This window comes from Bacillus glycinifermentans (assembly GCF_001042475.2).
Taxonomy (GTDB): domain Bacteria; phylum Bacillota; class Bacilli; order Bacillales; family Bacillaceae; genus Bacillus; species Bacillus glycinifermentans.
Map to the genome: position 1 here is coordinate 1 of NZ_LECW02000043.1, position 26,720 is coordinate 26,720.

Annotated in this window: 31 protein-coding genes and 1 pseudogene; 5 read left to right on the forward strand and 27 right to left on the reverse strand. The window is 45.4% G+C overall.

Annotated elements, in window-relative coordinates; all coding sequences use genetic code 11:
- The 26 genes and pseudogenes from AB447_RS19320 to AB447_RS19440 form a co-directional block, all read right to left on the reverse strand.
- Window positions 1-539, reverse strand: a 539-nt coding sequence (locus AB447_RS19320; protein WP_156416007.1) for a phage baseplate upper protein, incomplete at its 3' end; no start/stop codon positions are given.
- Window positions 540-551: 12 nt separating this feature from the next.
- The gene (locus AB447_RS19325; RefSeq protein ID WP_048356137.1) at window positions 552-3,119 is read right to left on the reverse strand and encodes a peptidase G2 autoproteolytic cleavage domain-containing protein; all 2,568 of its coding nucleotides are present in this window, start codon (window positions 3,117-3,119) and stop codon (window positions 552-554) included.
- Between the two features lie 21 nt (window positions 3,120-3,140).
- Window positions 3,141-4,667 carry a phage tail protein gene (locus AB447_RS19330; RefSeq protein WP_048356136.1) on the reverse strand — a complete coding sequence of 509 codons (1,527 nt, stop codon included), beginning with the start codon at window positions 4,665-4,667 and terminating at the stop codon, window positions 3,141-3,143.
- Between the two features lie 8 nt (window positions 4,668-4,675).
- Window positions 4,676-5,497, reverse strand: a complete 822-nt coding sequence (locus AB447_RS19335) for a phage tail family protein (protein WP_048356135.1) — start codon at window positions 5,495-5,497, stop codon at window positions 4,676-4,678.
- The gene (locus AB447_RS19340) at window positions 5,498-10,798 is read right to left on the reverse strand and encodes a phage tail tape measure protein (RefSeq protein ID WP_048356134.1); all 5,301 of its coding nucleotides are present in this window, start codon (window positions 10,796-10,798) and stop codon (window positions 5,498-5,500) included. It abuts the gene before it with no gap.
- 242 nt (window positions 10,799-11,040) lie between these two features.
- Entirely contained in the window at window positions 11,041-11,376 is a 336-nt protein-coding gene (gene gpG / locus AB447_RS19345; protein WP_048356133.1) for a phage tail assembly chaperone G, read from the reverse strand.
- 133 nt (window positions 11,377-11,509) lie between these two features.
- Window positions 11,510-12,091 (reverse strand): major tail protein, encoded by a 582-nt coding sequence (locus tag AB447_RS19350; RefSeq protein ID WP_048356132.1) that lies wholly within the window; start codon window positions 12,089-12,091, stop codon window positions 11,510-11,512.
- An 8-nt stretch (window positions 12,092-12,099) separates the two neighbouring features.
- On the reverse strand, window positions 12,100-12,423 hold the full coding sequence (locus tag AB447_RS19355; RefSeq protein ID WP_225315918.1) for a hypothetical protein: 324 nt from the start codon (window positions 12,421-12,423) through the stop codon (window positions 12,100-12,102).
- A gap of 17 nt (window positions 12,424-12,440) precedes the next feature.
- On the reverse strand, window positions 12,441-12,863 hold the full coding sequence (locus tag AB447_RS19360) for an HK97-gp10 family putative phage morphogenesis protein (RefSeq protein ID WP_048356131.1): 423 nt from the start codon (window positions 12,861-12,863) through the stop codon (window positions 12,441-12,443).
- A complete protein-coding gene (locus AB447_RS19365) occupies window positions 12,860-13,195 on the reverse strand; it encodes a phage head closure protein (RefSeq protein WP_048356130.1) in 336 nt (111 codons plus the stop codon). Before AB447_RS19365 ends, AB447_RS19360 begins: the two co-directional genes overlap by 4 nt.
- A 4-nt stretch (window positions 13,196-13,199) precedes the next feature.
- Entirely contained in the window at window positions 13,200-13,439 is a 240-nt protein-coding gene (locus AB447_RS19370) for a head-tail connector protein (protein WP_017474199.1), read from the reverse strand.
- Between the two features lie 2 nt (window positions 13,440-13,441).
- Window positions 13,442-13,780 (reverse strand): Ig-like domain-containing protein, encoded by a 339-nt coding sequence (locus AB447_RS19375; protein WP_241494788.1) that lies wholly within the window; start codon window positions 13,778-13,780, stop codon window positions 13,442-13,444.
- Window positions 13,754-13,966, reverse strand: a pseudogene (locus tag AB447_RS27575) (fibronectin type III domain-containing protein); the annotation flags it as partial. The gene AB447_RS19375 and the pseudogene AB447_RS27575, both read right to left, overlap by 27 nt.
- A 13-nt stretch (window positions 13,967-13,979) precedes the next feature.
- Window positions 13,980-15,134, reverse strand: a complete 1,155-nt coding sequence (locus tag AB447_RS19380) for a phage major capsid protein (RefSeq protein ID WP_017474201.1) — start codon at window positions 15,132-15,134, stop codon at window positions 13,980-13,982.
- Window positions 15,134-15,880 carry a head maturation protease, ClpP-related gene (locus AB447_RS19385; RefSeq protein ID WP_048356128.1) on the reverse strand — a complete coding sequence of 249 codons (747 nt, stop codon included), beginning with the start codon at window positions 15,878-15,880 and terminating at the stop codon, window positions 15,134-15,136. The genes AB447_RS19380 and AB447_RS19385 overlap by 1 nt, the downstream gene beginning before the upstream one ends.
- Window positions 15,834-17,132 (reverse strand): phage portal protein, encoded by a 1,299-nt coding sequence (locus tag AB447_RS19390; RefSeq protein WP_048356127.1) that lies wholly within the window; start codon window positions 17,130-17,132, stop codon window positions 15,834-15,836. The genes AB447_RS19385 and AB447_RS19390 overlap by 47 nt, the downstream gene beginning before the upstream one ends.
- Window positions 17,133-17,143: 11 nt before the next feature.
- Window positions 17,144-18,925, reverse strand: a complete 1,782-nt coding sequence (locus tag AB447_RS19395; protein WP_026699328.1) for a terminase large subunit — start codon at window positions 18,923-18,925, stop codon at window positions 17,144-17,146.
- Window positions 18,900-19,223, reverse strand: coding sequence for a P27 family phage terminase small subunit (locus tag AB447_RS19400; protein WP_026699327.1), 324 nt, complete (start codon window positions 19,221-19,223; stop codon window positions 18,900-18,902). Before AB447_RS19400 ends, AB447_RS19395 begins: the two co-directional genes overlap by 26 nt.
- Before the next feature lie 119 nt (window positions 19,224-19,342).
- Window positions 19,343-19,681, reverse strand: coding sequence for an HNH endonuclease (locus AB447_RS19405; protein WP_048356126.1), 339 nt, complete (start codon window positions 19,679-19,681; stop codon window positions 19,343-19,345).
- A 404-nt stretch (window positions 19,682-20,085) separates the two neighbouring features.
- Window positions 20,086-20,397: a hypothetical protein gene (locus AB447_RS19415; protein WP_048356125.1), complete on the reverse strand. Its 312-nt coding sequence runs from the start codon at window positions 20,395-20,397 to the stop codon at window positions 20,086-20,088.
- 317 nt (window positions 20,398-20,714) lie between these two features.
- Complete coding sequence (locus AB447_RS19420) at window positions 20,715-21,104, reverse strand: HNH endonuclease (RefSeq protein WP_053075443.1); 390 nt, start codon at window positions 21,102-21,104, stop codon at window positions 20,715-20,717.
- Window positions 21,105-21,653: a hypothetical protein gene (locus AB447_RS19425; RefSeq protein ID WP_048356124.1), complete on the reverse strand. Its 549-nt coding sequence runs from the start codon at window positions 21,651-21,653 to the stop codon at window positions 21,105-21,107. It lies immediately after the preceding gene.
- Window positions 21,646-22,023 (reverse strand): hypothetical protein, encoded by a 378-nt coding sequence (locus tag AB447_RS19430; protein ID WP_048356123.1) that lies wholly within the window; start codon window positions 22,021-22,023, stop codon window positions 21,646-21,648. The genes AB447_RS19425 and AB447_RS19430 overlap by 8 nt, the downstream gene beginning before the upstream one ends.
- Window positions 22,013-22,291, reverse strand: a complete 279-nt coding sequence (locus AB447_RS19435) for a hypothetical protein (protein ID WP_016885206.1) — start codon at window positions 22,289-22,291, stop codon at window positions 22,013-22,015. Before AB447_RS19435 ends, AB447_RS19430 begins: the two co-directional genes overlap by 11 nt.
- A 373-nt stretch (window positions 22,292-22,664) precedes the next feature.
- Window positions 22,665-22,826, reverse strand: coding sequence for a hypothetical protein (locus AB447_RS25945; protein ID WP_156416008.1), 162 nt, complete (start codon window positions 22,824-22,826; stop codon window positions 22,665-22,667).
- Between the two features lie 566 nt (window positions 22,827-23,392).
- Window positions 23,393-23,611 carry a helix-turn-helix domain-containing protein gene (locus AB447_RS19440; RefSeq protein ID WP_048356122.1) on the reverse strand — a complete coding sequence of 73 codons (219 nt, stop codon included), beginning with the start codon at window positions 23,609-23,611 and terminating at the stop codon, window positions 23,393-23,395.
- Window positions 23,612-23,720: 109 nt separating this feature from the next.
- Here AB447_RS19440 and AB447_RS26390 point away from each other — a divergent pair, with 109 nt between their 5' ends.
- From AB447_RS26390 to AB447_RS25950, 4 genes are all read left to right on the forward strand, one after another.
- Window positions 23,721-23,867: a hypothetical protein gene (locus AB447_RS26390; RefSeq protein ID WP_172796371.1), complete on the forward strand. Its 147-nt coding sequence runs from the start codon at window positions 23,721-23,723 to the stop codon at window positions 23,865-23,867.
- A gap of 204 nt (window positions 23,868-24,071) precedes the next feature.
- Entirely contained in the window at window positions 24,072-24,272 is a 201-nt protein-coding gene (locus AB447_RS19445) for a hypothetical protein (RefSeq protein WP_048354879.1), read from the forward strand.
- 39 nt (window positions 24,273-24,311) lie between these two features.
- Window positions 24,312-24,521: a hypothetical protein gene (locus AB447_RS19450; RefSeq protein ID WP_232517711.1), complete on the forward strand. Its 210-nt coding sequence runs from the start codon at window positions 24,312-24,314 to the stop codon at window positions 24,519-24,521.
- A gap of 155 nt (window positions 24,522-24,676) precedes the next feature.
- Window positions 24,677-24,850: a DUF8096 family protein gene (locus AB447_RS25950; protein ID WP_156416009.1), complete on the forward strand. Its 174-nt coding sequence runs from the start codon at window positions 24,677-24,679 to the stop codon at window positions 24,848-24,850.
- A gap of 31 nt (window positions 24,851-24,881) precedes the next feature.
- Here AB447_RS25950 and AB447_RS19455 read toward each other — a convergent pair whose 3' ends face one another.
- Window positions 24,882-25,139 carry a DUF1433 domain-containing protein gene (locus AB447_RS19455; protein ID WP_048350006.1) on the reverse strand — a complete coding sequence of 86 codons (258 nt, stop codon included), beginning with the start codon at window positions 25,137-25,139 and terminating at the stop codon, window positions 24,882-24,884.
- Between the two features lie 110 nt (window positions 25,140-25,249).
- Here AB447_RS19455 and AB447_RS19460 point away from each other — a divergent pair, with 110 nt between their 5' ends.
- A complete protein-coding gene (locus tag AB447_RS19460; protein WP_057957717.1) occupies window positions 25,250-26,683 on the forward strand; it encodes a lipase in 1,434 nt (477 codons plus the stop codon).
- Window positions 26,684-26,720 lie beyond the last annotated feature (37 nt).

Sequence of the window (26,720 nt, forward strand, 5' to 3'; positions counted from 1 at the left end):
GCCTTCTCTTGGGCGCCGGCCTTCGTTTCGATATTCTCGAATTCGTCAAACTTCGCTTTTATTTCGTTGAGAGTTTGGTTGATCTCATCCGTAGTTTGGTTGATATCCGTCTTCAGATCTTCGAAATCTTCGATATAGTATTCCGCAAGTGGAGCGATATTGGCATCGATGAGCGCCTTATCGATCTCGAACGAAAATTTATGGACGCTTAGACTCTGTCCGTTGTCATAACTAACGTAAAGCTCTGCCGTTACGGTGCCGGCATGCTTAATTTGATCGTCAGTTAGGACGTAAAAAAGGACGCCCTCAAAAGCGTCCCCGACTTCCGTATTAACGTAAAACTTGCTGCCGTCCGCCATCCGCATGAATAGCTTGCCGTGTGTTGCGTTTGAGATCGGCAACGGTTCGCCGTCCTTCGTCAGCTTGAACGTTATTTTTGCCGTCCCGATGTCTTGCGTGCTGTATTGAATGTTAACCGATATGATCCGCTTGGTCTGCGAGTTCACATCAAATTGAACGCTTGAATCTTTATATATCATCCGGCCCCTCCTCTACATTTGCGGATGAATAAAGACGAGGGCGACCCCGTATCCTTTATCCGCATCATATTCCTTGCGCATCCGCATCACAAAAAGACCCGATCCGTCTTCCGATTTCGTACCGATACCGTCGTTTGGAACGATACTATCTCCGACCTGAACCGTATCGTCGACCCTTACGAAGACCTGACCGATCAGCCCTACGATATGCCATTCATCACGTTCTTCGCGTGGAACATATTCGAGATCTGGATCATAGTTCGGATTTTCCTTTGGAACCACGTATTTCTCGCCATCTACGGTAACTGTTTCGTAAATAAGTCCGCCGAAATCATTTCGGAGGTACCGGTCGTTCCAATAGAACGCTGCTCCACCCATGATAACGCCGGCCGTCTCCGAGATAACCCCGAGTACACTTTCGCCTTTTTGCGCTTTTCGGATTTTGTCGCCATCAAGCGTCACCAAGTATCCGGACTCGATTTTGCTGCCGTCTTTCGATTCGAAATACTCCGCAAGGTCTTTTAGGTCGGATACGCTTTCGACGGCTCCAATCCCCCGAACCGATCCTGCCTGGGCGTTGATTTCGACTCGTTTATTCGCTGTAGACGGCTCGCTTCCGAATCCCCAAATAGTCGTATAGCTTTTATCGTTGATAACGTTAACGGAACCGAGGACCATTGCCGAAACTAAACCGGTCCCTTTTACGTGGGAATTGTTCGATCCCATTACGACAGACCGCGATCCTTCAGTAGATGATCCGGTACGAGTTGCGATGAGTGCGTTCGCGTCGCCTTTCGTTTTTCCGTTGCCAGTGGACGCAATAATTGCGCTTGTATTTGATATAGGCGATCCAGAAGACGAAGCCGCACGGAATCCGCTCTTAATGTTGTTTGGTACGGTTGAATAACGCTCGCCCCCAATAACGGCCGCATCTGTATATCCGTAGGCACGCACCGCAATGATATTCGCTTGGTTATTCGGAGACGTGATTCCGGCAGTACCTCCGCTTGTGTGAGCGATACCGTTCGTTAAATTAACGTTATATACGCCGCCGCCCAAACTGATGGCGGTAGGCGCCGAATCATGAATCGCAAAGTTCGAGATAAATACGTCATCTGTCCGTTGATCGCCGCCGGTAACGTGAATATCGGAACCAGCTTTAGCGAAACCGTACATTTGCAACCCGTTAACGTTTATTTTCCGACTCTTGTACTGGAATGCGATCGCTGATGTTCCTTTATAGTCGTATGTCGGATCTCCAATCGCACGGAAATTCGAAATCATGACACGCTGATAAGCCGAAACGACGAGTGCTTTCGGTTCAAGTCCGACATATAGATCGTTGAATATCGGCTCACGCGCCGTACAATCGACTAGTGTTACGTCTCGTGCCGTTTCGCTCCACGGCTCGGTTGCTAAGTGATGGCCGATATGCCGAAGGTCAAACGCGCGGACGTCACGGTAGGATTCACAACCGCGAATATGAACGTTTGACGGTGCCGGCCATTCAGTGTGCGCCTTCACCTCGTAACCGCGAACATTCCCGGACGTAAAACAATCAATAACCCAAACGTTTTTAGATCCGTCGTCGACTTCGATACCGTTTGAGTTTGAGGACCCCGTGGCATGCGCCTTTCCGCTCGGATTCGTCATGACGCAATTCGTTATGAAAATGTATTCGCTATAATGCGTAGTCACTCCATCGTCGCCATATCCGGACCCGACGCATCGATCGAACCAGATATACCGGCAACCGTTTTTCGTATAGTCAGCGTCCGAGATATTGTAGGTAGGCGCAGACGCATCGAAACAGTGCAGGGCCGGGTTGATGCCTTCTACTTCGCGCACAATCCCGAACTTAACCTTCGCTAAGGTTAGGCAGCTCGAATGTAGTCCGCCGGTCGGCCCAAGTCCGCCTTGGCGCTCCGGGTTCCAGTCAAGCGACATTCCTTCGACCATGATATTTCGGTTTCCGTTCGTATGATCCGCGTTGGTTACGACCCATTCGCTGGCCGGCGTATCCTCGTGAAGTTTTAGCGTAGTAACTCCGATTCCCTGGCCGACCATGTATGTCCAGGACGGAAGTTTGACGCCTTTTACGATGTAGGTTCCGGCGGAAAGAACTAATCGGACTTTACCGGTTCCGAGCGCTTTTTGGAACGCTTCTGTACTGTCGTTAACGCCTGTCGGATCTGCTCCGAAATCATCAACGTTTACTGTCCGTTTGATTTTCTGTAAAAGTTTAACGTATTCCGTATCTAACCGCTCTTTAAGCAACGGAAATACTTCGCCATCAGCACTGACCCGCGCATCGACTACTTCTTTAACGTTGGTTCCGTCAGCGTTTAAAATTAAGTTGCGCAATCGGTTGTACAGACCGTCTATATAAGTTCGCAAAGAAAAAACTCCGTGGCTGATTTGATCCGATGTATGGGCGTTTTTTGCTTTTTTATGGTCAATTATTTTTGTGTCAATTTCACGAATATCCCTACCTATGTCATCTAGGTTTTGGTTTTGGTCTTTTATATATTGGCGATCAAATCCGCTTGTTGTGGCTTTTTTATAATAAAACTTTCCCAAGCGTTATCACCTCCGCTATTTTTAAATCGCTTTAAATTGCGTATAGATACCGATAAACTGATTTGGTGTATCTTTGTTTGAGACATTCTCAACGCAAACATCCCCGTTCGTCTTTATAATCCCGCGAAAATACTGAGGAGTACCGTCTGTTGCCGGAGATGAAACACCGATAAAAAGGTGAGGAAACGGTGGTCTATAACCAGCGGGCAAAGTAAAGACCGGAGTTGAAGATCCGATTACCCCTGACGAAACAGCTCCTCTGATATTGACCGTCCCTATCGCATCCTTTCCGTACTGAATCGGATAGCTGCCGGTATTCGACGTATACTGAATCCAACCATTTTTAAGAGTCGGCGTGCTCCATGTGATAAAAGTTAAATCTCCGATTGAATTCGAAGCCGCGTTCCAAGCAGCTCTTTCCTCCGCTGTTATGTGCATTATCTTGTTATCTACGTGCGACTGAAACTCGGATTTCGTTGTGAGACCCGTTGAGTCAATTGCGGAGTCTTTTATTTTTCCTGTAGACGTATCGATAACTTTTTCAACCGCTTTTTTTGTTGTATTAAAGCTTGCGATAATATCCGAAGCTTTTTTCGTAATAGACCCAAAAGTAAAAGTAGGTGACTTGGTTTCATCCGAGTAATCTTCTCTACTGACAGCTCGTAATTGAACATTTAAGTCAAACGGTTCAATCACACACCAAACATAATCACCCTTTTTAATATCCTTGAGTCCCATACTTTCAAGTTCAATGGCCGTAAATGTAAGAGAAATATCGATGTTATCGTTGAGCTGCTTTTTCATTGCGTCGAGAAGACTATCTTTGTCTGTGTACCGCTCATCTTTAACCGGGTCAGCGTGCTTAATGCCGTATATTTTGGCTAAAGGACTTGTGTACTCGGCAAACAAATAGTTTCCTTTAGCATCTTTCTTTCCATAACCTCGAATATACGTTGCGAAACTACTGGTGTCGATCTCTTTTTCCGGGTCCTTTACGTTGAATCTATAACGCAGAAAAGGTTCGTCTCTTTGGATACCGAATTTTTTAGCGACATAGATTTTCTTACCTTTGTAGTCGAACTCTGCACCAAACTTTTCGAGAATGTCTCGGAAAAGAGCAAGAGAGTTATTCCATCCGAAATTTTCAACTCTGACTGACGTTGGTAAATCCGTCGTATCAATTTCGAATGTGTAGCCGCTTCCATCCAATGCAAAAGAGAGCATCGCATCCAATCGAAGCGTGCCCGTCTTTTCTTCGTATATATAGTTATTCATTAAGTCGTCAAAGATGCGATGAATGGCTGTAGCCTCAACTCCGACACCTTTCCGGTATGTTCTTTCGCGATGTGTTTTGATGATGTATTCTTCGTCATCGTAGACAACTGTATTTTCGTTTTTTACAAACTGGTAGCCGTACTGGTTAGTTGTTGTTTTATAGCCGGTTAATTTTATTGATCTCTGACCATCGTTACCATCAGTTCGTACTACTGAAAACCCAGGCAACGGCTCCATAATCCCTGTTACGTCTCTAATCGCTATCGTTTTCATTCGAACACCTACTTATAGAAAAAGAAAAAATCAAACGAAATTTCGAAACTTCCAGACGTACCGGTAAGTTCGATGTCATTCCACCCCGGCTTTAACGAAATGTACCTGCGATTGGTATTTCCGTAAATGCTAATGCCGTTCTTCAGATGACGCAACCCTTCGAGTTTAATAGTATCGGTCGACTTGGAGGACCCGTTATATGACACCGTCTGCCCGGTCGTTTTGTTTTTGATCGTAAAATTCGAAGATGCGCCTTTATAAACGATATTCAACGGCATTTCAAGACAAGGATCAATCTCTACATTTCCAGCATTAAAAATACTGAATCGGTTAGTTCGATGCCTATATACCAGACTATCCGAAGGAATCAATCCTTGACCTATCTGCCAAACTTCTTCACCGAATGTGAACGGATCAAGAGTAGAGCCGTATGAACTCGCGAACGGTGACGGAGATGTAAATTCAATCTCAAATTTACCGCTCCTCGAGTTTAAATCGTCAGGCTCAAATGTGCTGCTTGGTTTTACCGTCCACACTTTACCGGGCTGTCTCGAATCTATTAATTCGATTGAATCTTCACACGCAAATAAAGCATAGACCTCATCGATCATCAACTGATAATCAAGATGGTCCACGCCTTGCATTAAAAACGTCGCTTTAAGTTTTCGTTCACCGAAAGTCGTTCCCGTATCTATCGCGCCATGCCTGCCGTCCATTTCTTCATAGTTAGTTCGGTGTGTTAGCGATTCCTTACGGAAACTTAAAAGCTTTAAGCCGTATTTACGGTGATCGATGGTTTCACCGTTTTTTATAATTGTCAGATACGCCATTTATCGATCACCCCACAGCAGTTTATTAAATCCGATGTTTTGTGCCTGACCTTTTTCTACACTATCCGTTAGTGCTGCCGTATCGACAACTACACTCGGATCTTTGCGTAGAATTCCCGTTAGCAATGTGTTCGTCTGTCTTAGTAGCGCGTTCTGTCCACGCAACAACGCGAGTTCTTCTGCGTTACTTCCACTCGCCGGGTCCATGCCAATCTCTTTGCCGGCAGCCGTCCATAGTTGCTGCGCACGCTGGCGGTGGTTTTGTAACGGAATAACCGCTTCTGGGCCTTCTTCCGCAATCCAGGCGAGCTGCTTTTGCGTCACAATATCGCCGATTTTATACCCTTTGTACGGACCGCCTTTCGCCATCGATCTGATGCCCGGAGTATTAAACGGACTTCCATAGCGAGATTTGATATAGCGAATCGCCGCAACCGCGTTGTGAACCGGATTCATAATGTCACCCATGCCTGGCAGCTTATACGCATCAAACGTTGGTTTTATCGTTTGCATAAGTCCCATCGATGGTGTACCGCGTCTCCAGTTCGAGTCCCACCGGTTAATTGTCGATGGTCCTGTACGTCCTCCGCTCTCTTTCATCGCGATTGTAACGAGTGGTTCGAACCAGGAAGCCGGAGAATTCGTTTTAGCCATTGCTGCACGGATCCATTGTTTAACATTTCCTGAAGCTTTTTCGCCACTTCCAAAAGCTCCGCCAATTTTGGCAAGCTGATTTTTCATAAAAGTGACTGCAGAATCTTTAACTTTTCCGAAGGCACCTTTTGCAATAGTCCCAAAGGCGCCCGCTATATCCGGCAATTTAAGGCCGAGACTTTCTAGCGTTTTGGCGATGAGTTTAGACGGGTTGCTTACATAATCCCACGCATCAAAAGCGAGGTCCTTAACCTTAGTTACAGCCGCTTTCCCTGCATCAAGAGCGCCTTTTCCTACGTCGACAACAGAATCGAAAAAGCTTTTATTTTTGGTACCTTTCTTAAATGCCGGGATTCCAGAAGACAGTAGATCACGCGTCTCTTTATGTGGAAGGACTTGCGTTCCTTTCGGTAGGTTGAATAGTGTGTCTGTACCCGGACTTAGACCAACGAAACCAGAAGGTGTACGGAATAATTCCGGACCTCCGCCGTCTCCCAAAATAGCGAGTCCGCCTTTGTGCCCTCCCGGCGGAGTACCTTTAGCGAATCTAGGAATTTCTAACTTCGGAATACGAAGTTTCTTATCAACACCAAAAGTATCAAGTAATTTATTAATACCGTTTTGGGTTAGTCCGTTGATAATCCACTCCAGTCCATCGATCATTTTGTTCCCAAGCGCTTTTACACCATCCATAGCTTTCCCAGCCATGCTCTTGATTCCATCTCCAATCTGACCCGGAAGATTCTTAGCCCCTTCGATCAGATTGTTGAATGTTTTCACGACAAAATCCTTGATATTCGTAAAGATTTTTACCGTGTTCCCTTTCATTCCATCCCAAGCGCCGATCGCTCCATTAATCAACCAGGAAAATATTGAAAGAACCAAATTTCCTGCTCCTCGAAGGACAGCCGTAATTATGGACCAGCAGCCTTTTAGAATGCCGATTATGGCTTGCCAGACTCCGCTCCAGTCACCTTTTAGCAACGAAGTGAACAATCGAACTACATTTATAACGATATTCAAAGCGCCTTGAATGACACCAACGATTACCGGGAAAACAGCCTGCACGATTTGGAGAATGAATTGAATTGCCGGAATGAGAACTGTACGAATAATTGTCGCTACAGCTTGTAAAACTGGAACTAGTGCACTTACGGCCGCTTGGATAATTGTTACAAGTACCGGAAAGACAGTCTGAACAATTTGTAAAAGCAACGGCAGCAACGTAACAGCGAGTTGACTCAATACCTGAGCAACAGTAGTCAAAATCATAGTAATTATTGGAGCAACCGCCTGAACAACAGCAAGAATCGGCGGGAAAATTGCTTGGAATGTTTGTAAAAGCATAGGAAGTAACGTAGTGACTATCGTTGTAATAACAGGTATAAGAGATTGAATCACCTGTACTATCAAAGGAAATACAGAGCTTACCACCTGAAAAATCACCGGAACTATTGCCGAGAATGCTTGAGATAACATTGGCAAAAGCACAGAAGCTACTTGAGTTACGATTTGCATGAACTGTACCAGAAAATTAGCCCATACTTGAACTAATTGACCGACTGTGGACACTAGTTGAGGCATTGCTGCCGCAAAAGTCGCACTCAGTTGCTGAATGATAGGTGCCATCTGAACAGCTATCTGAGAGAACGACTCACTCAGTGCCTGCCAAAGTTCCTGAAAAGCTTGACCAAGCTCTATAAAGGTAGGACGAAGTGAAGCAAGGCTTGTCATGATTACCTCGCCGGTTTTTGCAAACTCCGGTGCTAATTCTTCTGCAATGCCTGCGAAATACCCAACAAACGCACTTATTACGGGCTGCAAAGCTGTAACTGCACTCCCTATAACTGAAGTCACTTGGGACCATACATTTTGAACAGACGCCCTGAACTCTTCATTCGTTTGATACAATCGGTACAAAAATCCAGCAACGCTAACAAGCGAAGTAATGAAGAAACTAACCGGTCCAGATACGCCCGCCATCGCTAACCCGATCGCAGTTATTGACGGAGTGATAATCGATACTACACCACCAACGCTTGAAAATGCCGTTTTTAGATTTTGAATAAATAGATCTACCGCATCGCCAGCTTTTTCCGATAGACCTGATCCGAACCTTTCGGCAATAGTTGAACCGATATTCACAACGAAGTTATCTACCGAATCGACAACGTTTGTAAATTTTTGTTTTACCGCAGGGACTATCGTTGAAACTCCGTCAGTGAATTTCGACCATCCGGCGATTGACTTTGTTTGGATATAATCGAATGTTTTACCAACCGTTGATGTTATTGCATTGAATGCGGCAACTGTCGTATTTCTTACGGATTCAAAAGTTCCGTTGACAAAGTTACGGAATGTTTCGGACTTTTTGTATGCAATCACAAATGCGGTTCCTATCGCGGTTATGCCGAGAACTGTAAGGCCGATCGGACTCGTGAGTGCTCCGAATGCAACGCTAAGGGCGCTTATGAATTTTTGACTTTTGAATAAATCCTTCAAAAGGCCGCCTAAAGTACCGAGTCCAGATATCATTTGACCGACACCAAGCATTAAAAAACCTAACGCTGCAACCACGCCCAAAATTGAAGTTGTAACTGCAAGAGAAATAGCTACGAACGATTGCATTCCCTTAGATAGACCATTAAACCAATCCGTCGCTCTCTGGAGCATAGAAACGAGTGCAGAGATAGCCGGGGTTAGCGCGTTACCGAATGAAATTTGCGCAGTTTCAACGGCTCCTGAAAGCTCCTCTATCCTACCTTTGAGGTTATTCATTTTCTCAGCAGCAACATTATCGGCCTTGATTTTATCCATCGCAGCCGCCATTTTATCGAAGCCTTTACTTCCTACCTTCCCAAGAATCGACGCACCCCGAATGGCGTCACTACCGAAGATATTATATAGGGCTTCTTGTTTATCTTTTGCGGACAAACCGTCAAGTGCCTTCGAAAGCTCTCCAGATATTTCTGTCATGCTTCGAATATTTCCGTTAGCATCGAAAAATTTATTGTCCATGATACCAAGACTCCGAGTCGCTTTGTCAAAGGCCTTCTCGAACTTTTCGGTACCTTGCTTCGCTCCAGTCGTCTTTTCGACATATTTGTTTAGTGCGTCGTAAATATCACCGATATTTTTACTCGCTGGTTTGAAACCTTTGTCAGTCATACGTTTAAAAGCTTCAGACGTATCAAGGGTGACTAGGCCAAGATCGTGCATTGTCTCATACTGAGCCTTTGTCATAGGTACTAAACGACTTAACATTGTTTTCATTGAAGTACCTGCGTCGGACCCTTTTAGTCCATTCTGAGCGAAAAGAGCCAATGTAGTAGCCGTGTCTTTAAAAGAAAGACCCATTCCAGCGGCTACTGTTGATGTCATTTGAAGACCGTACCGCATCTCTCCGACCGTAGTTGAAGACGAGTTCGCGGCTCCTGCGAGAATATCCGCCGCCTGTGCAACGCTGATGTTATCGTCTTTAAACGCATTCAGTGCAGTCGATGCAATTTCCGCTGCATCCGCAAGCCCTACTTCTCCCGCTGTCGCAAGCGATAACGCGCCCTTAAGTGCGCCATTCAGTATGTCTTCCGTAGATACACCGGCCTTTACGAGTTCTTCCATACCTTGCGCAGCTTCAAGCGCACTGTATTTCGTATCAGCACCGAGTTTAATGGCTAATTCCGTAAGAGCGGAGCTGTATTGGTTGGCTTCTGCCGGATCCATGACCGCCTTTACGTTCGACATCTGCTGCTCGAAGTCCATCGCTTTTTTCGTTGAAGCCGCAAGCCCTCCGCCTAAAGCCGCTGTCGCTACGCCGAATGACATCGCGATTTCAGATCCCGCAGATTGCATCCGACCGCCAACGTCCCGCATCCGATTTCCGACTTCGCCCATCCGGTTGCCGAGCTCGTTCCAACGGCCTGTGTTCGATTGGATCTGTCGGTTCGTTGCGGCCAGCTCAGCTTGAGTTGTACGGAGTTGTGCTGTTGCTTGATTCATTTGAACGCGTAATTCTTGGGTCGCCTGAGCATCTTCACCTTTTGCACGTTTAGCTTCGAGATACAATCGACGTATGTTTTTAAGACGCTGCTCTTGTAACGAGATTGATTGCGTAAGGTGTTCCGATTTTTGCCGTAATTGTTCGGTAGTAGATCCGAAATCCTTTATGCCGGCTGATGAGGCCTCGAATGCTGAATCCAATACGCGTAGCTTGGTTTCGATCGTTTTAATGCTTGCGCTAATTTTGGCGCCCAACTGACCGAAGCCGGTACTCTGCTCACGCATTTTACGGTTAAGAAGGTCTAACTGATCCTCGGTTTTCCGAACCGCCGCAACAGTGCGATTATATTGGGCGAGGAGCTTTTCGGATTGGGCGGAGTACCTTCCCGTCGTCCTTACGCTCTCTTCATATTGTCGTTTTAATTCGTTGAGTTTCGCCTTTTGCGTCTGTAAAGTCCGATTTAATATGTCGGTCTTATTTCGCAATGAATCCAGGCTGTTATCGAATCGGCCAGCGCCAGCCATTGCCGCTTTGAATTCCGAGTTAAGTACCTTTAATTTTCTATTTACGTCCTGAAGGCCGCGAGAGAAATCAATATTGTCTAGCCCTAAACTAACGCGTATTGATCCGACTGATTCAGTCGCCAAATCTCCGATACCTCCCTTCTAAAAACCCGGTATTTGATCGATATAACCGAGTTTTTGTTGTGTTTTTCCGTTTCCATGAGAGCTACCATTGTCGCTAAAGTTCATAAGTTCGCAAAACCACCCGATGTCCATTTCGTCTAGGTAATAGATATCCGAGGGTTTTTCGGAGTTGTCGAGATAGAGCTTTTTGAGATCTCTATCGAGCTGATCTAAAACATCAAGGGGTAAAATATACCCCGGTGTTAGTTTTTTACCTCACCGATTGCCTGCGTTTCAGTTGCTTTGTTCTCGCCGACTTGCTCATTTGGCGCAGCCACAGTCCCTACAACTTTCTGAATTGTTTCTGTAATAACTGGGATCAGTTTTTCAGAAGAGATCCCGTCGTAAAATTGGTCGATATCGAACTGATTATCATAAACTCGAACCACGTAACCAACCAATGCGTCAAGATCCTCAACATCTAAGTCATCGAAGTTGCTTGACTTTGAAAGTTTAATAGCTTCCCGCAACATACGGCCCTTTACAAAAGGTGCTTGAAATACTTTATCTTCGCCGTCAATCATTAATGTAATTTGCATAATCCACGCTCCTAATTTCTTTTATTTTTAATAAAAAAGAGAGCTAAAAACTTAGCTCTCCATCTCTGTTTCAGCGTTGTTTGCATCATCGACCGGTTCTTCTATTGGTTCGGGGCTTTTGGTAGCCCCATTATCAGGGAGTAGAGGTCGTTGGTTCGTAAACTTTCTTGAACCAGTTTTCGATAACCTCTGCTTTCACGCCGTCATCTCCCGTAAATACACTACGCTGCCAAACTTTGTCGTGATCGCGTCGTACAAATACACCAGAAATAGAGTCGGTTTGGAATTCCGGGCTATCTCCTTTAGTTGCAAAAGACTCCTCTTGCGGCTGGAATCTTCCTTTATATAGCGCGTAAAGTTTAGATTTTCCTCCGGTAGTAGCTGACTCAAATAACAAGGCTCCGTATGGTGCAACATCTGTTTCTTTCTTTTCTAGTACACCGTCGGCAAGAATCGTGTGACCTAGCAACAACGCCTGAGCAGCAGTTGATAATTGGTCGATACCGATTTCAACTTCGGTTTCTCCCATCGAAGATTCAACCTCCGAAGGGCCGTCATCAGCATATAGAGTTTCGCTGTTTGTATTCGGTTTAATACTTGCTTCGATCGCATTTCCGATTTTAACCGGAGTATCGTAAGTAACTCCGTTCTCATCTTCCGTTAGAATTTTCGCAAAGTGTATATTTTTTAAACCTACGCGTACGCCTTTTGCCATAGGTTGATTCACTCCTCTTCCGTATTTAGTGTCGTTCCATAACGCAAGACTTTGTGAAAAAGCTCAGTTTCGGTTTCATAAAGGTCCTGTTCGTTTGAACGAAAAAAGCCAGCTCGTTTGAGCCGGCTCTTTACCTCTTTTTCCAGTTCTGAATATTTAGTTGGGTCTTTTGTGAAGATACTGATTTGTACATAGTGATTAGCGAAGGCCTCTTCATCCTCCGTTGAAAGGGCGCCTGATACGTTGTAAACATAAAAGAGAATGTAAGTATCCTCGTCACCTGAATACGTAATAAATCGAACAGGTACACCAATATCCTTCAAAGTCGCCATTACTAGACTCCGAAGACTCATGGCAGCAAATTCCTCCGGTAGTAGCTGACAATCTCTTGCTGCGCATCATCCTTAGATGCAAGAAAAGACGGCTCAACGAACGGTCGAGGAGCGTGCCCTGGGTGGTTAACTTCCTTACCGTAAACAATTTGGCCGTCTGTCTGTATTTTGGCTTTTCGCAGTTTTATAAGGTGTGGACTTGTGCCGAATTCAAGAAAATGTGCTGTGAAAAAGTCTTTTTCAGGGCCGATTACTACTTCGTCTGACTTACTTTTTTCGACAGCGATCTTGTATCTTTTACTCGGGTTGTTCTCTTCCATAGTTTCGTAAATAGGCTTTGCCCCGGCATCTAACGCGCCCGATTTCAACGAATTAGCTCGATTACCCATACGCTGGATATTTCGCATCACCTCGTCAAACCCGGAAATCCGAATGCTCATTTGATTCCGACCTCCTTCGTCACTATCGTAAAGGTGACGTTCCGCTCATCGTCATTTATGATGCTCTCAATTTCGAACGTCCTACCTCCGTATGAAATGCGCAAGTCATTTCTAAGAATCGACTTCATCCGTTTTGAATATCGAATAACAAACCGTGCTGTCCTGTCCGCCTGTACTGCGCCCGCCTGGTAAAATTCGCGCCCCTGAACCGTCTTAACCGCTGACCAAACGGTCGCAACCGGTAACCATTCCTTTATTTCGAATCCCTCATCGTTTGTTGTTTCGGTAAAACGGAGAAATGTGATCCGCTTATTAAAATCTCCTGTGTTCACGTGATCACCTCAGTTGCAATACAATGCCGGCTACTTTGTTTCCGCTCATTGCGGTTGATCTGTTTTCATACGCATCTGTGACGTATATGAGGACGGCCAGTTTATATAGTTCCGATTCCTTGTCGGTTACACCGGCGTTTTCCAGATGTTTCTCTGCGGCGGAAATAAAAAAGGAGATAAGGGAATCCTCCTCATCTCCATCAATCCGCAGATATTCTTTTACCTCATCGGGAGTGATTTTCATATTTACTCACCGCCAGATGGTGTTGGTTCGACAACAGTGATCGTTACGGTATTCTTAACCGTTGTCTTAACTTTCGATTTGACAGTAATCGTAGCAGATCCGGCTGCAACCGCAGTTACCTTTCCAGAGCTCGTCACCGTTGCGACTGACGTGTTGCTCGACGTGTATGTTACGCCTTGGTCAGCTCCACTTGGCGATACTGTTGCGGTAATTTGCTGCGTCTCACCTACGTTCAATGTTTTAGACGATGGGCTGACGCTGATGCTTTCCGGATCAGGCACAGGCGTCGGTTTTGTCGTAACGGAAAGTTCGTTACTTAGCTCCGACGGATTACCCGCCATTGAGATCGCCCGTACTTGGTATTTATACGTAGTTTCCGGTTTTAAACCGCTCTCACTAAACGACGTGCCAACGCGGGTCCCGACGGAAACCCCGTCCCTAAAGATTTCGTATTCTTTGATTCCCCCAGCAAAGGCTACGGCATCCCAACTTAGGGACACCGATGAGTCAGTCGAAGATGCCTTTAGCCCTTGGGGTGCTTTAGGGAGTAGTGTCTACTTTAGCGATACGGAATGCAGATTTCAGTTTAATTTTGTGATCGAAATACGCAGTAAGAACGAATACATTTTCGCCAGTTTTAACGTCTTTATCGCTTTCGTAAGTGATCGCTGGATCATAGTTGAAGTGAGAGTAACGGAAGTCACCGACGATAGGATCAACCGCAGCGTCACAGAATTCAACTGGTTTACCGATGATTTGTTCCGGTTGTGCACCGTAAAGAGTTGCACTTCCATTAGCCAAAGTTTCAATGATTTCGAGATAGTCTGCGTATGTCATCATTACTTTTGCGTTTTCACGGAAGTCCTCCGGAAGATCAGCAATAGCTTTTTTGATTGCTTTATATTTATCTTCCGCAGATACTTGCTTAATTCCGGCAGCGTAGAAGGACATTTCCTCTTCTCCCTGTTTCGGTGTTACTGCGAAAGAAACTTTTTTCTCTTTTGCAGCTAGGCCGGATTGTAAAGCGCGCTCAACTGTAGCGACCAGATCAGTATCAGTAGCTGCCAAAATAGTTTCGGAGATTTTTGCCATGACTTTGAATTTGCGACGTCCGAAAGTAACTACATCTCCGTCTACTTCAAGTTCTTTAGCAGTCTGCAAGTCTTGGATGAAGTCATCATCGTCAAGGGAAAAATCAACTTTAGGGATTTCGAGATTTGTTACACTCGTATACGTTGAAAGCTCACGCAACGGATTCTTTACAAAAGGTTCGTGAATAAGTTCTTCCGAAACTGTTTTAGGAAGGAGTTTTTCCCCGCCTGTTCCGTTATTATCTCCTAACGCAGCACGTACCTCAGGAGCCGGTACTTCTTTTCGCATTGTTGCACGGATTAATCCAGCTTTAGCAGAAATTTTCTTAACTTTTGGATCTTCGCTGTTAAGTCCAGCAGACGCGCCTGCTTTTGCTTTTTCAAGGCTTGCTTGAATTTTAGCTTTTTGTTCCTGCTCTAAAGCATCGTGTTGATTTTGCAGGATATCCATGCGTTCTTTAAGATCGTCTCTTTTTTGTTTTAGAGACCGTACTTCGTCGATAGAAGCGTTAGGGTCGGCTGCTTTGTTCATGATTTCTTTTTCAACCGATGCTAATTGTGTACCTACAGTGTTTAAGTTTGCCTTCAGATCAAATAGTTCCATTAAATGATTCCCCCGTTTTGAAGTTTTAGTAAATTCGTTTGTGCTTCCGCGATAAGCTGCTCACGGAACAGGCGCTCTTTTTCCGCCTGCTTTTCGTCCTCTTTCGTCTGATTAAGAAGTGATTCCGGAGTGTTCCGGTACTTCGCAAATAACTGCGTGTCTACTTTCGCAACGGCAGCGCTAGGAGCTTCGATAGAATCGCACAGCCCTAAATCGAGGCATTCTTGCGCCGACAGCCACGTTTCTGCGTCCATAAGTTCGATCAAACGATCACGATCGAGTTTTCCGCCTGCTTTTTCGAGGTAAGCTTCGATAAGACTTTCGCGAATGCGATCCATGTCGTCGGCTTGTTTGCGGAGTTCTTCCGCATTGCCTTGCGCAACAGTCCACGGATTATGAATCATCATCATCGCGTTTGCGGGCATAAAAATAGTGTCACCGGACATTGCGATGACACTTGCGATAGAGGCAGCCAGCCCGTCGACGTAGACGTTAACATGGGCTTTGTGCCGCTTTATGATGTTGTAGATCGAATTCCCTTCGAAAACAGAGCCACCTGGCGAATTGATATAGATATTTAGCGCAGAAACTTCGCCAAGTCCGTCTAAATCCTCCTTGAAAGTTTGCGCAGTCACTTCGTCACCCCAGAACTGGGCCGAACTGATTTCACTGTAAATGTAAATCTCGCCTGTTTTAGCGTCATTCTTCGCCGCTTTGATTTCCCAGAACTTCTTTATCGTCCTCACCTCCTTTCGAGTTTTCGTTATCACCTTCGTTAATTTCTAACGTTGGAGGCGTCGGTACATCCGCCGATGTTATTTTCTGTTGCGCAACCTGGTCGATTGGGAATAAATCTTTGCTTAAATAAAGCGTATCTCCGCCCTCTTCTGGCGGCAAATCCTCCCACGCACGCACCTCATTCGGCTTAAACCAGCCGCTCCGGATACCTTGTTGATAAAAATTACCGCGGGTCTGCATGTCCCCACGCAGTAACGCGTTCATACTGAACTTAAAATAATAACCGGACTTGCGTTCCTTTTCGGTCAGCAGCTTCCGGTTAAATTCTTTTTCGTATTGAGTTGCGATAGGCATTAGCGTGCCTTGTACATAATCGATATAAAGCTGCTCCATATTGGAGACGCTGCCTTGTGTCTCGCCAAGCATGTACAACGGAATATTAAAGGCCTGCGCGACTCTTGAACGTGTCACTTTTTCGACCTCAAACGCCTTTGTATCGATGAATTCCTTCTTTAATTCGCGTATTTTTACCCCCGGTTCCTGAATTAAGAGGCCTCCGTTGTCTTTATAGAAACTTTTAAAGTTCTCTAACATCCTTTCTTTGCGTGTATCGTCGAGCTGATTCGCCAATTCCAGAATGAACGATATCTTTGCTCCGTCCATTTGTTCGAGACTGAACAGCCGGACGTCGCGATCAAAGTCGAGAGCGTTCCGCAGAACCTTTAGCGGTGAGATTCCTTTCAACCCGTCTACCGACGTATATTTAACGTGAATCATGTCCATGTTGTGAACGAAATAATTTCCGTTGTCTCCTAAAATCTCGTACCAAAGTTCACGAGTAGTCTCTTCAATCACCGGCTGCACTCTCGAAGGATCCAAAACCTCTAATCCGACGACTTCATAGCGCATTCCGTACCGTTTTATTGCGTAAGCATTGCCATATACGGCCCGATGCGTCTCCAAAAGGCCGATAAATTGCCCGGATGTCATGTTATGATTCGGCGCGTATGTCAGAAGCTCGGAAGCCTGAGACTCAATCGGTTGATAATTTTTATACGCCTTGATCGGTAGGCTTGACATTGTGTTTGATAATCGCGACACAGCCGAGAAAACCGTTTCGTTGTCAACTAGCGCATGTTCTCCGTAATTTCCTAGAATAGTAGCACGAGGAATAAACCAGTGTGTTAGATCTCTTCTCGTTTCCGCCTTGACATCGGATGGTTTGCGAAAAAAATTCCGAACATTGCTCCAAAAGCCCAATTTCTCACCTCCTAACCGTTTAATAGATCGCTAATTGAGATAAATCCGACGCTTCCGCCCTCAACCGGCTTCGTCATATCGAGATAAACCTGTGTATGTGCGTTCAGAAAAGCCGCAAAGCCATCGATTTTCCGGTACCTCGTTTGTTTAGTCGGCAACCAGTTACCGTTCCGATCTTCGACGAGCTTGACGTTGTTTAGATACCATGTGAAAAGCTTGTTCTCGTTATAAACGACGTTCCCGTCAAGCAGTAATTCTTTGATGTGTTTTAACGGATCACTCAGCGTAATATAACCCTGACGCACGACCTCCGTTTGGAATCCGTAGTTTTGAAGATCGTGAACCAACCGCATTGCATTCGCCGGGTCAAACGTGATCTTATCGATCTGATATTTGCGCGACATTTCAACGAACCAGTCGTAAACGTACTCATATTCCACGTATTCGCCCGGAATAATCGTCAAATATCCGTCATCTTGCCACTCTCGGTACGGTATTTTCTCGTTATCTTTCTCGACTTTTGCCGCCGGAACCCATGAATGAGACAAAACAAAAACGCGATTATCCGGCAAAATAAATTCCAGACACGCGCTCGTAAAGTCTTCCGTTTGTGATAAGTCGAAGCCGCCGATACATCTCATGCCGCGCAGTTCTTCGATATCATGATATTTGTTATTACGTTTTATAACTTCGAAGTCTACAAAGCTTTGCTCGCCGTTATCCACGAACATATTAAACTGCTTCGTAATCCAGTCGTTTCTCTCTTGCGGGATGTCGCGATCCGACCGGTAATCCTGAACCATTGTCGGAAGCTTCATCGTTACCCCCATATTCGGGTTCGCTTTTATCCATTCAGTCGGCTGATCTATCTCCTTTTCGTCGTCTAATTCCGCAATAAAGTAGAATTTTCGGTCCTGTTCATTCGATCCTTCAAGAACATCGGAAGCAACTTCGTAATATTCAACTAACGGGCCGTCTAAAACGTACCCTGCGGTCGTAATATAAATAACCATCGGCTGTCTCCGCGCAGACCAGGAGCGCTTGATTACGTTTATCAGCTTAAATCCTTGGAACTCGTGTATCTCATCAAAAATGCCGAGGTGAGTATTAAGTCCGTCAAGCTTTTTACTATCGGATGCTCTCGGCTCAATACGACTCAAAGACTTCATATCGAATATTCCTTTTTGGTTTTCCTTCATATTTCTCCGAAGTGCTGGCGACTTCTGAACCATCGCCCGGCTTTCATCGAAAAGTTCACCAGCCTGCTGCTTCGAGTTGGCTAAAACGTAAACACGCGCCCCCGGTTCGTTATCTTTTGATATCGCAAAGTTTGCTAATCCGCTAATCATCGTCGTTTTACCGTTTTTACGGCCAATAAAAACCAGACCCTCGCGAAATCTCCGCAACCCGGTATCACGATGCACCCACCCGTAGAGTGAGCCGATTACGAAATGTTGCCACGGCTGAAGCGTTAGGTTGGCGTAATCACCTTTTGACGGTTTGCAAAACTTTTCAATGAACCGAATTGGTCGGTGTCCTTTTTCGATATCAAATACGTAAGGAAATTCGTCAGTACCAGCGCGCTCCAAGTCTCGCAGGTGACGTTTACACGCCAAAACATTTTTCCGACTTGCTTTAATTTCTCCCGCAACAACTTTCTCCGCGTAAAAGGTTGTAAGTAGATTTTCGGCCGGTTTTTCGCATATAAATCCGGCCATTTTTTGCGTTTTTAGCCAGTTTTCGAACCATTTTTCGAGCTCCGTAGGGCTAGAATTCGTCGTAATCGTCGTCATTTTCACCACCACCCGCGTTTAATTCTTTGCGCTGTGCCGGCGTAAGATCGAGCGATTTCAGAAGATTGTTTAACGTCGTCACCGTCTTCGTAAGCTCAATCGCTAACGGATTTTTGACGAGGTTTTCCGCGCCTGCTTTGTTCGTATGCCGCATCATTAAAGGGTTTTCGGCTACTTCCTTTTTTAGTCGGCGGTAAAACTTATGAGTGTCGACGTAAAGTTCGATCAGTTCTTCATCCGATTCTTTGTATCTGTCTCCGAGATATTCCCGGATTTTTTTCGCTGTCGGTACCGCCATTAAAACACTCCTTTCATTCGGGGAGACCCCCCTTTAATGTAAAATTTCTGGTCGCGCAACAAGCGAAGGGGGCCCGCCGGTCCCTTGTGTTTTTGTTTTTTAGTCCTGAGGGGAGGGGGCTATAGTTCAGGGTTAGCCTCTGTCTTTATGACCCTAATTTTTCTCTGTTTCTTCTCTGTTTTGGCGCTTTTCTGTCCCTTCTCTGGATGGCGTTTATTGTGGCAGGAATTGCAGAGACTGATCAAATTTGATGCATCTAAAGCTAATTCAGGGTAGTCTCTCAGCTCCTTTATATGGTGCACGGTCTCGGCTTTAGTGATCGTTTTATTAGCGAGGCAGTCTTGGCACAGGTGATGGTCGCGCTTGAGTACTAAGGCCCGGCACTTAGCCCAGGCTGTAGACTTATAGAACGCTCGTGCTTCGGGATCGCGCTTATGTTTGTCATAGTAGTTACTCATCGCCTTGCACCCGCCATGAATCGCGTTAAGGTTAACGCTGGACCCAGTCGTATTAATCTAGGCTTACAGAACGGACGGCCAGCCAGTTGTATAAGTCCAAGCTCATAGTCGCGTTCTCTTCGTTGCTCTCGTAGGTATCTATAGCGCTGCTTACGTTCTCTATTCACAGGCCTTCTCTCCTACGCACAATTCCTTTGTCTCTGTTACCGGAAGCTTAGTACATGTATTGGCGTGCTTGATACGGAAATAAGTACCACCGATCTGTTTATCGTTTTTAGTCCGCCACTCGAAGTCTACCGCAATACGGCCGGTAATCTCTTCGCCCTTATATACAACGCGCGGTATCGATTGTTCATCCGTTAGTTCTATCGTTAGTAAGTTCGGTTTAGGTTTGACCTCCAACGCTATCCCTCCGTTTCCTTCCGTTTATAGCGTACTTCTAATCCTCCATCGTCATTTACCGCAAAGATAAACTCGTTAGCTCCATCGTTCATTAGTCCGGATATGACGCTTTTCGTTGCCTCCCGTTCTTCTTCCGTACTGTATCCCGGAAGCTTTACCTTAACGTAATTCTCTCGCTTCGCTGTAGTAAACGTGATAGGCGTTACATAGCCGGTATAAGGCTTAGTAGATACGGACGTACTGCCGGACGTACTGCCGTACTTACTACGTATATACTCGACCGCATTAAGCGCAGCATTAATCGGATTAGCCAACGTCATCCCTCCTTTCACATACTAAAGTGTCAATCACTCTACGGTGATTTACCAATCCGACGCGCCCCACCAATATCGTTGCACTTTGTCTTTATCTTTTATATAAGTTCTTTATCGCGATAATGTATTTAATAGATTACCAATATCTGCGTATCGTATGAGCGCAGCGAATAGATCGCTATTATTTGTTTCTCTTTTACGTATTGCTCTTTTACTTCTTTCTCTTTTTACAGTCCGCCCTGTGCAGATGATCCATCGTATGTCTTGCGCATACTAGCGATCGTATGTCCTAGGCATACTATGCGTCATAGCAACGTTTATAACAGCTTGGATAGAACGTGATACCGATCCTTAATACTGAAGGTGCGTAGCATGCGTTCTATATACTCGTTATCTAAACCGGTTGTTTCTTCTAGCTCGATCTTCATGCGCTCCACTTCGTGCTTACAATCGTAATGGCTCGGGAACTCCTCGGTATTCAATGCGCTTTTAGCAGCGTTACACGGACGACAGAGTAGCTGGAGATTGTCGATGTCATCTGTACCGCCACTCGCTTGCGGAATAATATGATCGATATTGTACGTTAGGCTTTCGTTACCGTTAGCTTCACGCTTACTAACGAGTCCTTCTACTCCGCAGTGAGCGCATTTCCTTGCGCTTAAATCAGCGAACTCTTCTCTCCTTTTATACGACCATTTTAACGCCACCTAATTACGCTCCTTTCTGCGACGCTTCGGCAAGTACACGCTAAAGTCCGGTCGCACCGTTTCGCCGAACTCATTAACGATATATCCATCGTCAGTTATGTGCGGACAGAACGACGGAAAGTACCACTTGAAACGCTTTGTCCCTTCGTAATGTCCGGTCGTCCGTATGATCCCGTTAGTCTCTAAGATCGCGGCCAGCAGATTAATCCGGTTACGATCGACACGAAGGTGCTGCTGAATAGTTTCGTAGTTTAAGAAGCAAGCGCCGAACCTATCGTTAAGGCTTCCGTCACTGCGCGTATAGTTACCGTCGATATACGACTGCAACAGAAAGTAAAACGCCACCACATCGCGTATCTCAGGCTTTCGTTTGTAGTCCGCATAGACTACATCATAAGCTTCGTTAATCAAACGCGGAAATACCTTGCGCATAAGCTCACGGCTATATACCTCGAACCCTTGCGGACTGTCTAAGAGCGCGGCTTTGTCATTCGGCATTGGCTTGCGGTCTGGTTGGTCTCTGTTGTTCAGCGCTACAACGTTACTCATCCGCCCCCTCCTCAACGTAAATAACTTCGGCTGCATTATCGATAACCCATCGAAAATGCCGATCGTTTACAATCGGATTATCTGCGCAACCTGGCAGCATAAATAGCGATATGTTTTCCGGATTTATGCCGTCCAGTACGTAAGGATTACGCGATACAAATTGCGTGTACTTATAGTTCGGATACCTCGTTTTCACACGTTTCCACATCGTTTTGGCTTCGCTAACGGTCCGTCCTACAACGAGAGCGCATCGCCATTTCTCTTTCGGTTTAGGGCCGTCGGACAGAGCGAAAAAGGCTTGGCGCAATTGATCGAGCTGTTCGTCGTATTCATCGCCTGCGGTAAGTTTAACGGTTATTTTACCGCTCATCAGCGCTCCTCCTTCGAATTTCCTTTCCGACCAGATAAACGGTAGGCTCTTCGTCTAACCTATCGAATATAGACCGCAATGATCGGGCCGTCTCCCAACCGTCAGCTAACGGTTTCTCACCGAGCCGTTCAGCTAGGTCCTGAAATTCAGCCAGCGCCTTAGTCGCCGCCTTTGCTTCGCGTTGAACCGCCTTGAGTCCGGTTATCGCGTCGGACACATCCAAGTCGATTTTAATTTTGCCGATTGATTCGCGCTTTGATTCCGCCATTCACATCGTCTCCTTTTTCGTTATTGCTGCGCTAAAAACGCAAGCACAAAAAGACCCCCGCCGTGATGACGGAAGCCTCGTTCTGATTGCGTTATTAACACCCGCCGCCTCAAGACTGGGCGACGTGGTTTTTCGGAAGGCAAGACCGGTTATAATCCTTCCGCGAGGCCGTTTCTGTTGCTCTTGTCAGGTTAAGCGCTCCGAACGCTTGCCTCTTATTTCGCGCGGTTTTCAATGACCCGTGTAAGGAGGTACGCGCCCGGTACGTATAAAATTACACGAAATTAGCGTTTCTAACCGTTACCCTACCGAATACCCTCGGCGAAGGCTAAGACGTCTGATTTCGTGTGATTTGCGCGTGAAAATCGTTATGCTATTCCGCTTTATGTTCGTCAATGACTGCGCAAATGTACGCATCAACACCGTTATAAGCTTCGTCAGTGGTCCGCTCTTTGAAATCGGCGAGAGCATCTTCGTAATTGTTGTAGATCGCTTGGCTAGCGTCACAATAGTCGCTGAATACTACGTACTTCATACGAGAACACCTCCGTTTATATCGCCGCAATATGTACTAAAAGGACGCCAAGTGTGCGGCTAGTGCCCGTTGTTGCTCCGTAGTTGTAGCGTCCTTCTCATAACGTATAGACAACTACGCGTGTAAAAGTTGATATATTAACGGAATATTTTCGTATGTTTTAAAACATAGCGTCCACTCCGTCGCTTACGCTCCTACGTGTCCGCGGATATTATTAAGACCTTTATCGCGATACAATTATTTATACAATATACATGATTGCGTTTCTGCGGGACGGAGTGAAACGTAGTTCCCGCTAGTCTTCGAATTCAGAAGACTAAGAAGTAATTCCGCACTCAAAATCGCTGTATCCCTTGCGGCTGTAAGCACGAACCCCATTTTCTCATGTACGAATAAAGTCGTGTTTTTGGCCGATTTGTACGAATAAAGTCGTGTTCATTATCAATTACGTTATTCTAATTGAGAATATGCCGATAATCACCCGACCTCTCACCGTCATATCTATCGTATTATTATTCATATAAACGTATAAATATACGATAATAACACGAAGAAATAGACGCCAATCATTCGTCAGCGTCTTCGATCTTCACCTCGAATAACTCCTCGACATTTACTCCGAGCGCCTTCGCGATGGCAAATACGTGCCAATCGTAATGTCTTTCCGCGGAATCAAAGCGTGAAATAGTCGGTTGTGGCACGCCGGTTCTTCTCGATAATTCTGATTGCGACCAATCTTTTTCATCTAGGATCGCTTGCAAACGTGGTTTAACCGTTATGTTCATCGAATCACCTCTGCGTTAATTATACGCCGGAGAATATTTTTCCGCAAATTCACTTGACTTCTTCTATACGCTAGCGTATAATAAGAGTATAGAAAGGAGGTGAACGTAATTGATTGACACCGTAATGAAGCTTTCGGCAATCGCCGCATCTTGGCTCGGAATTATCAAGCTCGGTCTTGAACTCCGCAAGATGCGAAAAGAAGCCGAAAGTAAGGAGCGACGGGTTCCTCCCAAGAATCGCCGTCGCCGATTATAACACCGAGGGGCATCTCGCCCCTTGTCAATCAATTATAACACGAGTGAAACGAATTGATACCACCGAAATTTTGTTAGTTGTCGTCTTGCTCGCCTGGATTGCGGATATGAACTTCGGCCGGCTGTCCGTCCTGGACTACGTTGGCCTCGGATCAGCGATCGTTTTCATCGCGCTTCTATTCTTTAGATCGGGGAGGAATCGGAAATGACGCTTTATGTAAAACGTTTGTGGTCGGACACACCGCCATTAAGACCGCAGCAGGCCGAACAACTTCTCGATCTATATGAGCGCCCTATTGCAACGTTTAAAGACGCTGGCAGGGCGTATCAGATCGGGTTTAATACGGCGCTGACATGTCTCGGCTATCTAATCGCAACCAAACACGGAGGTAATGACGATGAATAAAACGAAGACGTCGATATAGCTTATCGTGTGGCTGACGACATGGCTGCGGAAGCCAAAGACGCCCAACAAACGGTTGAACGCGAGTACATTGTCGAAGGAAAAGATTACGCGGTTTCAGCGGATGACGGCGGCTTTAGTTTCGATCCGGCAGCCACAGACGCAAAGCCAGGCGATCGGATCAGCGTTACTTTTACGAAGGATCAATACGAAAATGGCAGCGGATTTAAGGCGATTAAGGTTATCGAATAACACACGAAATCAGGCGTTAAGCGGCCGCCGATACCTAATATACCCGCAACAGATTCCGGCGGCTCCTACGCTTTAATTTCGTGGGAAAATCGTTGTCTACGGCGTTGAATCCCCCGAGCTAATGTCGTATCCTATTAGTCGGAGGTTGAGGACGAATGGAATACGAAACAAAGGGATACGACACGACGAAAATATACGACTACAAAGAGTATCCGGACGCTCATCATGGCCGCTGCGACAACTGCGATTATACACTGTTCAAAAGTTCGGTGAAGGACGGGATATTTCTTCGCGAGTGCCGTAGATGCGGAATGAAAAAGAGCATATAAAACGAGAAAGGCCCGGCTCGATTTGAGCGGGCTATTTTTCTTCTGCGTTTACAACAGAAATTCCTATTTTCTTGTTTGTTGGATCGTAAATACCTGAAAACTCTTTTTCTTTATCGTTATTTATGTAGCCGGATACTTCTACACCGCCCGTTGGATCGATGTTATAGTCTTTAGAAAAATGAACTTCCGACACATTTTTATAGTCTTTTTTCAAATAACTTCTCATTTCCTCTTTTGCTTCTTCTACTAATTTTTGTTCGGCTTTATGATTATCGTATTGATGCTTCACGAAAAAACCCCCAACTGCTATAATCATAACCAATAGGATAATAATGTATTTTCTCAAACAGATCATCCTTTCTTTCTTTATTTTACATTATATGAAAGGTGAAGTATACGTTGACAAAACAAAAAAATGTAAGAAAACCAAATGTTTCTGATGAAGAGTATTTTAATTTGAGCAGGGCTTCATACAACTATAAGACCCTGAAATTACACATAAAATATAAAAAACCATATAAAATCAATAAAACCTCTTATTGGTACATCGAACAAGTTAAACAGGATACAGATACCGGTTTAGATGCATTCGTTTTCTCTCAAGCCGAAAATAAGAATGGCAAATGGGTTAAATCAAACAACCCGAAAAACGTCGTCGTAGCCTTCGCAGGCACTGATCTCTCAAAAGATCTCGAAGCAGACGGCGCGAAAGCGGACGCTGAAAATGTCGCCATCGGATTGGACCCTAAAAAAGAGACAGAATACATTGTCGAAAAAGGTGCGAAAGATACGTCAAAAACGCTTGGGGTATATACTCGATCAATGGAGCAACTCCAGATGATGGAGTCTGGAAACTATAAAGTGATTACAAAGACGACGCAAATCGACCAAGCCGATCAATTGGTTAGAGAAGTCAAACAAAAGTATAAAGGCACCTCGACGATTGTTTCAACGACCGGACACTCGCTTGGTGGCGCAGAGGCAGAATACAGCGCGGTCAACAATGATATTTACGCTGTTTCATTTAACAGCCCATCGATTGTAAAACTGCATTCAGAAGAAAAGCAAAAGGAAATCAATAACGGTGAATACAACCGGTATGTAAAGTCGATCGTAAATCCGGATGATATGATCGGAGCCGGTTGGTGGAATGAGTACGACCGCCACAATGGAACGACGATATATACAAAAGATCCTGCTGTATCGAATGCTATGCGCGAAATGAGAATGCGAGGCAAAGTAACTGATCAAATTGGCGAAAACGCTGCGTACTTCTTTCAGACAGCAATCTTGGGGATGCCTGATACGCATTGGGTCGGCAGCAATAATTTCTCTTTCGACGAAGACGGTAATATTAAGAATATAGACGGCGATGAACTCGTCTACGATAAAAATTTAAAAGCAATGCTGCCGGCTGAAGTGGCATCAGGGAGCGGCGCGATTAAAGTCACCCCCGAAGTCGCTAAGCAGCTTGCGGAAAAAGTAAATGCGATTATAAACGACCTGCGTACGATGAAAAGAGAAGCGGAAAACGCCTACCAGGAACATGACGCTGCGATAAGCGATTTGAAATACGATACCTATCGCCAGGTCGGTCACGGCTTATACGATCAGCTTACGCTCGGTGATGTAAACAATACGCTGAATGATTTGGCGCAGTCGTTTGATAAAAAAGGGAATCCGCTGTTTTACGATGTCGATGCCGAAGCGGCCTATATCGCGTCATTGCAGGATACGATTTCAGATTTAGAGGAGATCAGCGGTTATCTGGCGCAAATCGCAAAAGATTTTAAATCAAAAGACAAGATGCTCGCAAACTGGCTAAAATTATAAAATTAAAGGCGCCTATTGGCGCCCTCTTTCGTTTTAT

Bases quoted from the DNA above. Each gene is read 5' to 3' on its own strand.
- AB447_RS19330 (WP_048356136.1), bottom strand. From the start codon at position 4,667: ATGAAAACGATAGCGATTAGAGACGTAACAGGGATTATGGAGCCGTTG.
- AB447_RS19335 (WP_048356135.1), bottom strand. From the start codon at position 5,497: ATGGCGTATCTGACAATTATAAAAAACGGTGAAACCATCGATCACCGT.
- gpG (WP_048356133.1), bottom strand. From the start codon at position 11,376: ATGCAAATTACATTAATGATTGACGGCGAAGATAAAGTATTTCAAGCA.
- AB447_RS19350 (WP_048356132.1), bottom strand. From the start codon at position 12,091: ATGGCAAAAGGCGTACGCGTAGGTTTAAAAAATATACACTTTGCGAAA.
- AB447_RS19355 (WP_225315918.1), bottom strand. From the start codon at position 12,423: ATGGCGACTTTGAAGGATATTGGTGTACCTGTTCGATTTATTACGTAT.
- AB447_RS19360 (WP_048356131.1), bottom strand. From the start codon at position 12,863: ATGAGCATTCGGATTTCCGGGTTTGACGAGGTGATGCGAAATATCCAG.
- AB447_RS19370 (WP_017474199.1), bottom strand. From the start codon at position 13,439: ATGAAAATCACTCCCGATGAGGTAAAAGAATATCTGCGGATTGATGGA.
- AB447_RS19375 (WP_241494788.1), bottom strand. From the start codon at position 13,780: ATGGCGGGTAATCCGTCGGAGCTAAGTAACGAACTTTCCGTTACGACA.
- AB447_RS19380 (WP_017474201.1), bottom strand. From the start codon at position 15,134: ATGGAACTATTTGATCTGAAGGCAAACTTAAACACTGTAGGTACACAA.
- AB447_RS19395 (WP_026699328.1), bottom strand. From the start codon at position 18,925: ATGACGACGATTACGACGAATTCTAGCCCTACGGAGCTCGAAAAATGG.
- AB447_RS19400 (WP_026699327.1), bottom strand. From the start codon at position 19,223: ATGGCGGTACCGACAGCGAAAAAAATCCGGGAATATCTCGGAGACAGA.
- AB447_RS19405 (WP_048356126.1), bottom strand. From the start codon at position 19,681: ATGAGTAACTACTATGACAAACATAAGCGCGATCCCGAAGCACGAGCG.
- AB447_RS19425 (WP_048356124.1), bottom strand. From the start codon at position 21,653: ATGAGTAACGTTGTAGCGCTGAACAACAGAGACCAACCAGACCGCAAG.
- AB447_RS19430 (WP_048356123.1), bottom strand. From the start codon at position 22,023: ATGAGCGGTAAAATAACCGTTAAACTTACCGCAGGCGATGAATACGAC.
- AB447_RS19435 (WP_016885206.1), bottom strand. From the start codon at position 22,291: ATGGCGGAATCAAAGCGCGAATCAATCGGCAAAATTAAAATCGACTTG.
- AB447_RS25945 (WP_156416008.1), bottom strand. From the start codon at position 22,826: ATGAAGTACGTAGTATTCAGCGACTATTGTGACGCTAGCCAAGCGATC.
- AB447_RS19440 (WP_048356122.1), bottom strand. From the start codon at position 23,611: ATGAACATAACGGTTAAACCACGTTTGCAAGCGATCCTAGATGAAAAA.
- AB447_RS19445 (WP_048354879.1), top strand. From the start codon at position 24,072: ATGACGCTTTATGTAAAACGTTTGTGGTCGGACACACCGCCATTAAGA.
- AB447_RS19450 (WP_232517711.1), top strand. From the start codon at position 24,312: ATGGCTGCGGAAGCCAAAGACGCCCAACAAACGGTTGAACGCGAGTAC.
- AB447_RS25950 (WP_156416009.1), top strand. From the start codon at position 24,677: ATGGAATACGAAACAAAGGGATACGACACGACGAAAATATACGACTAC.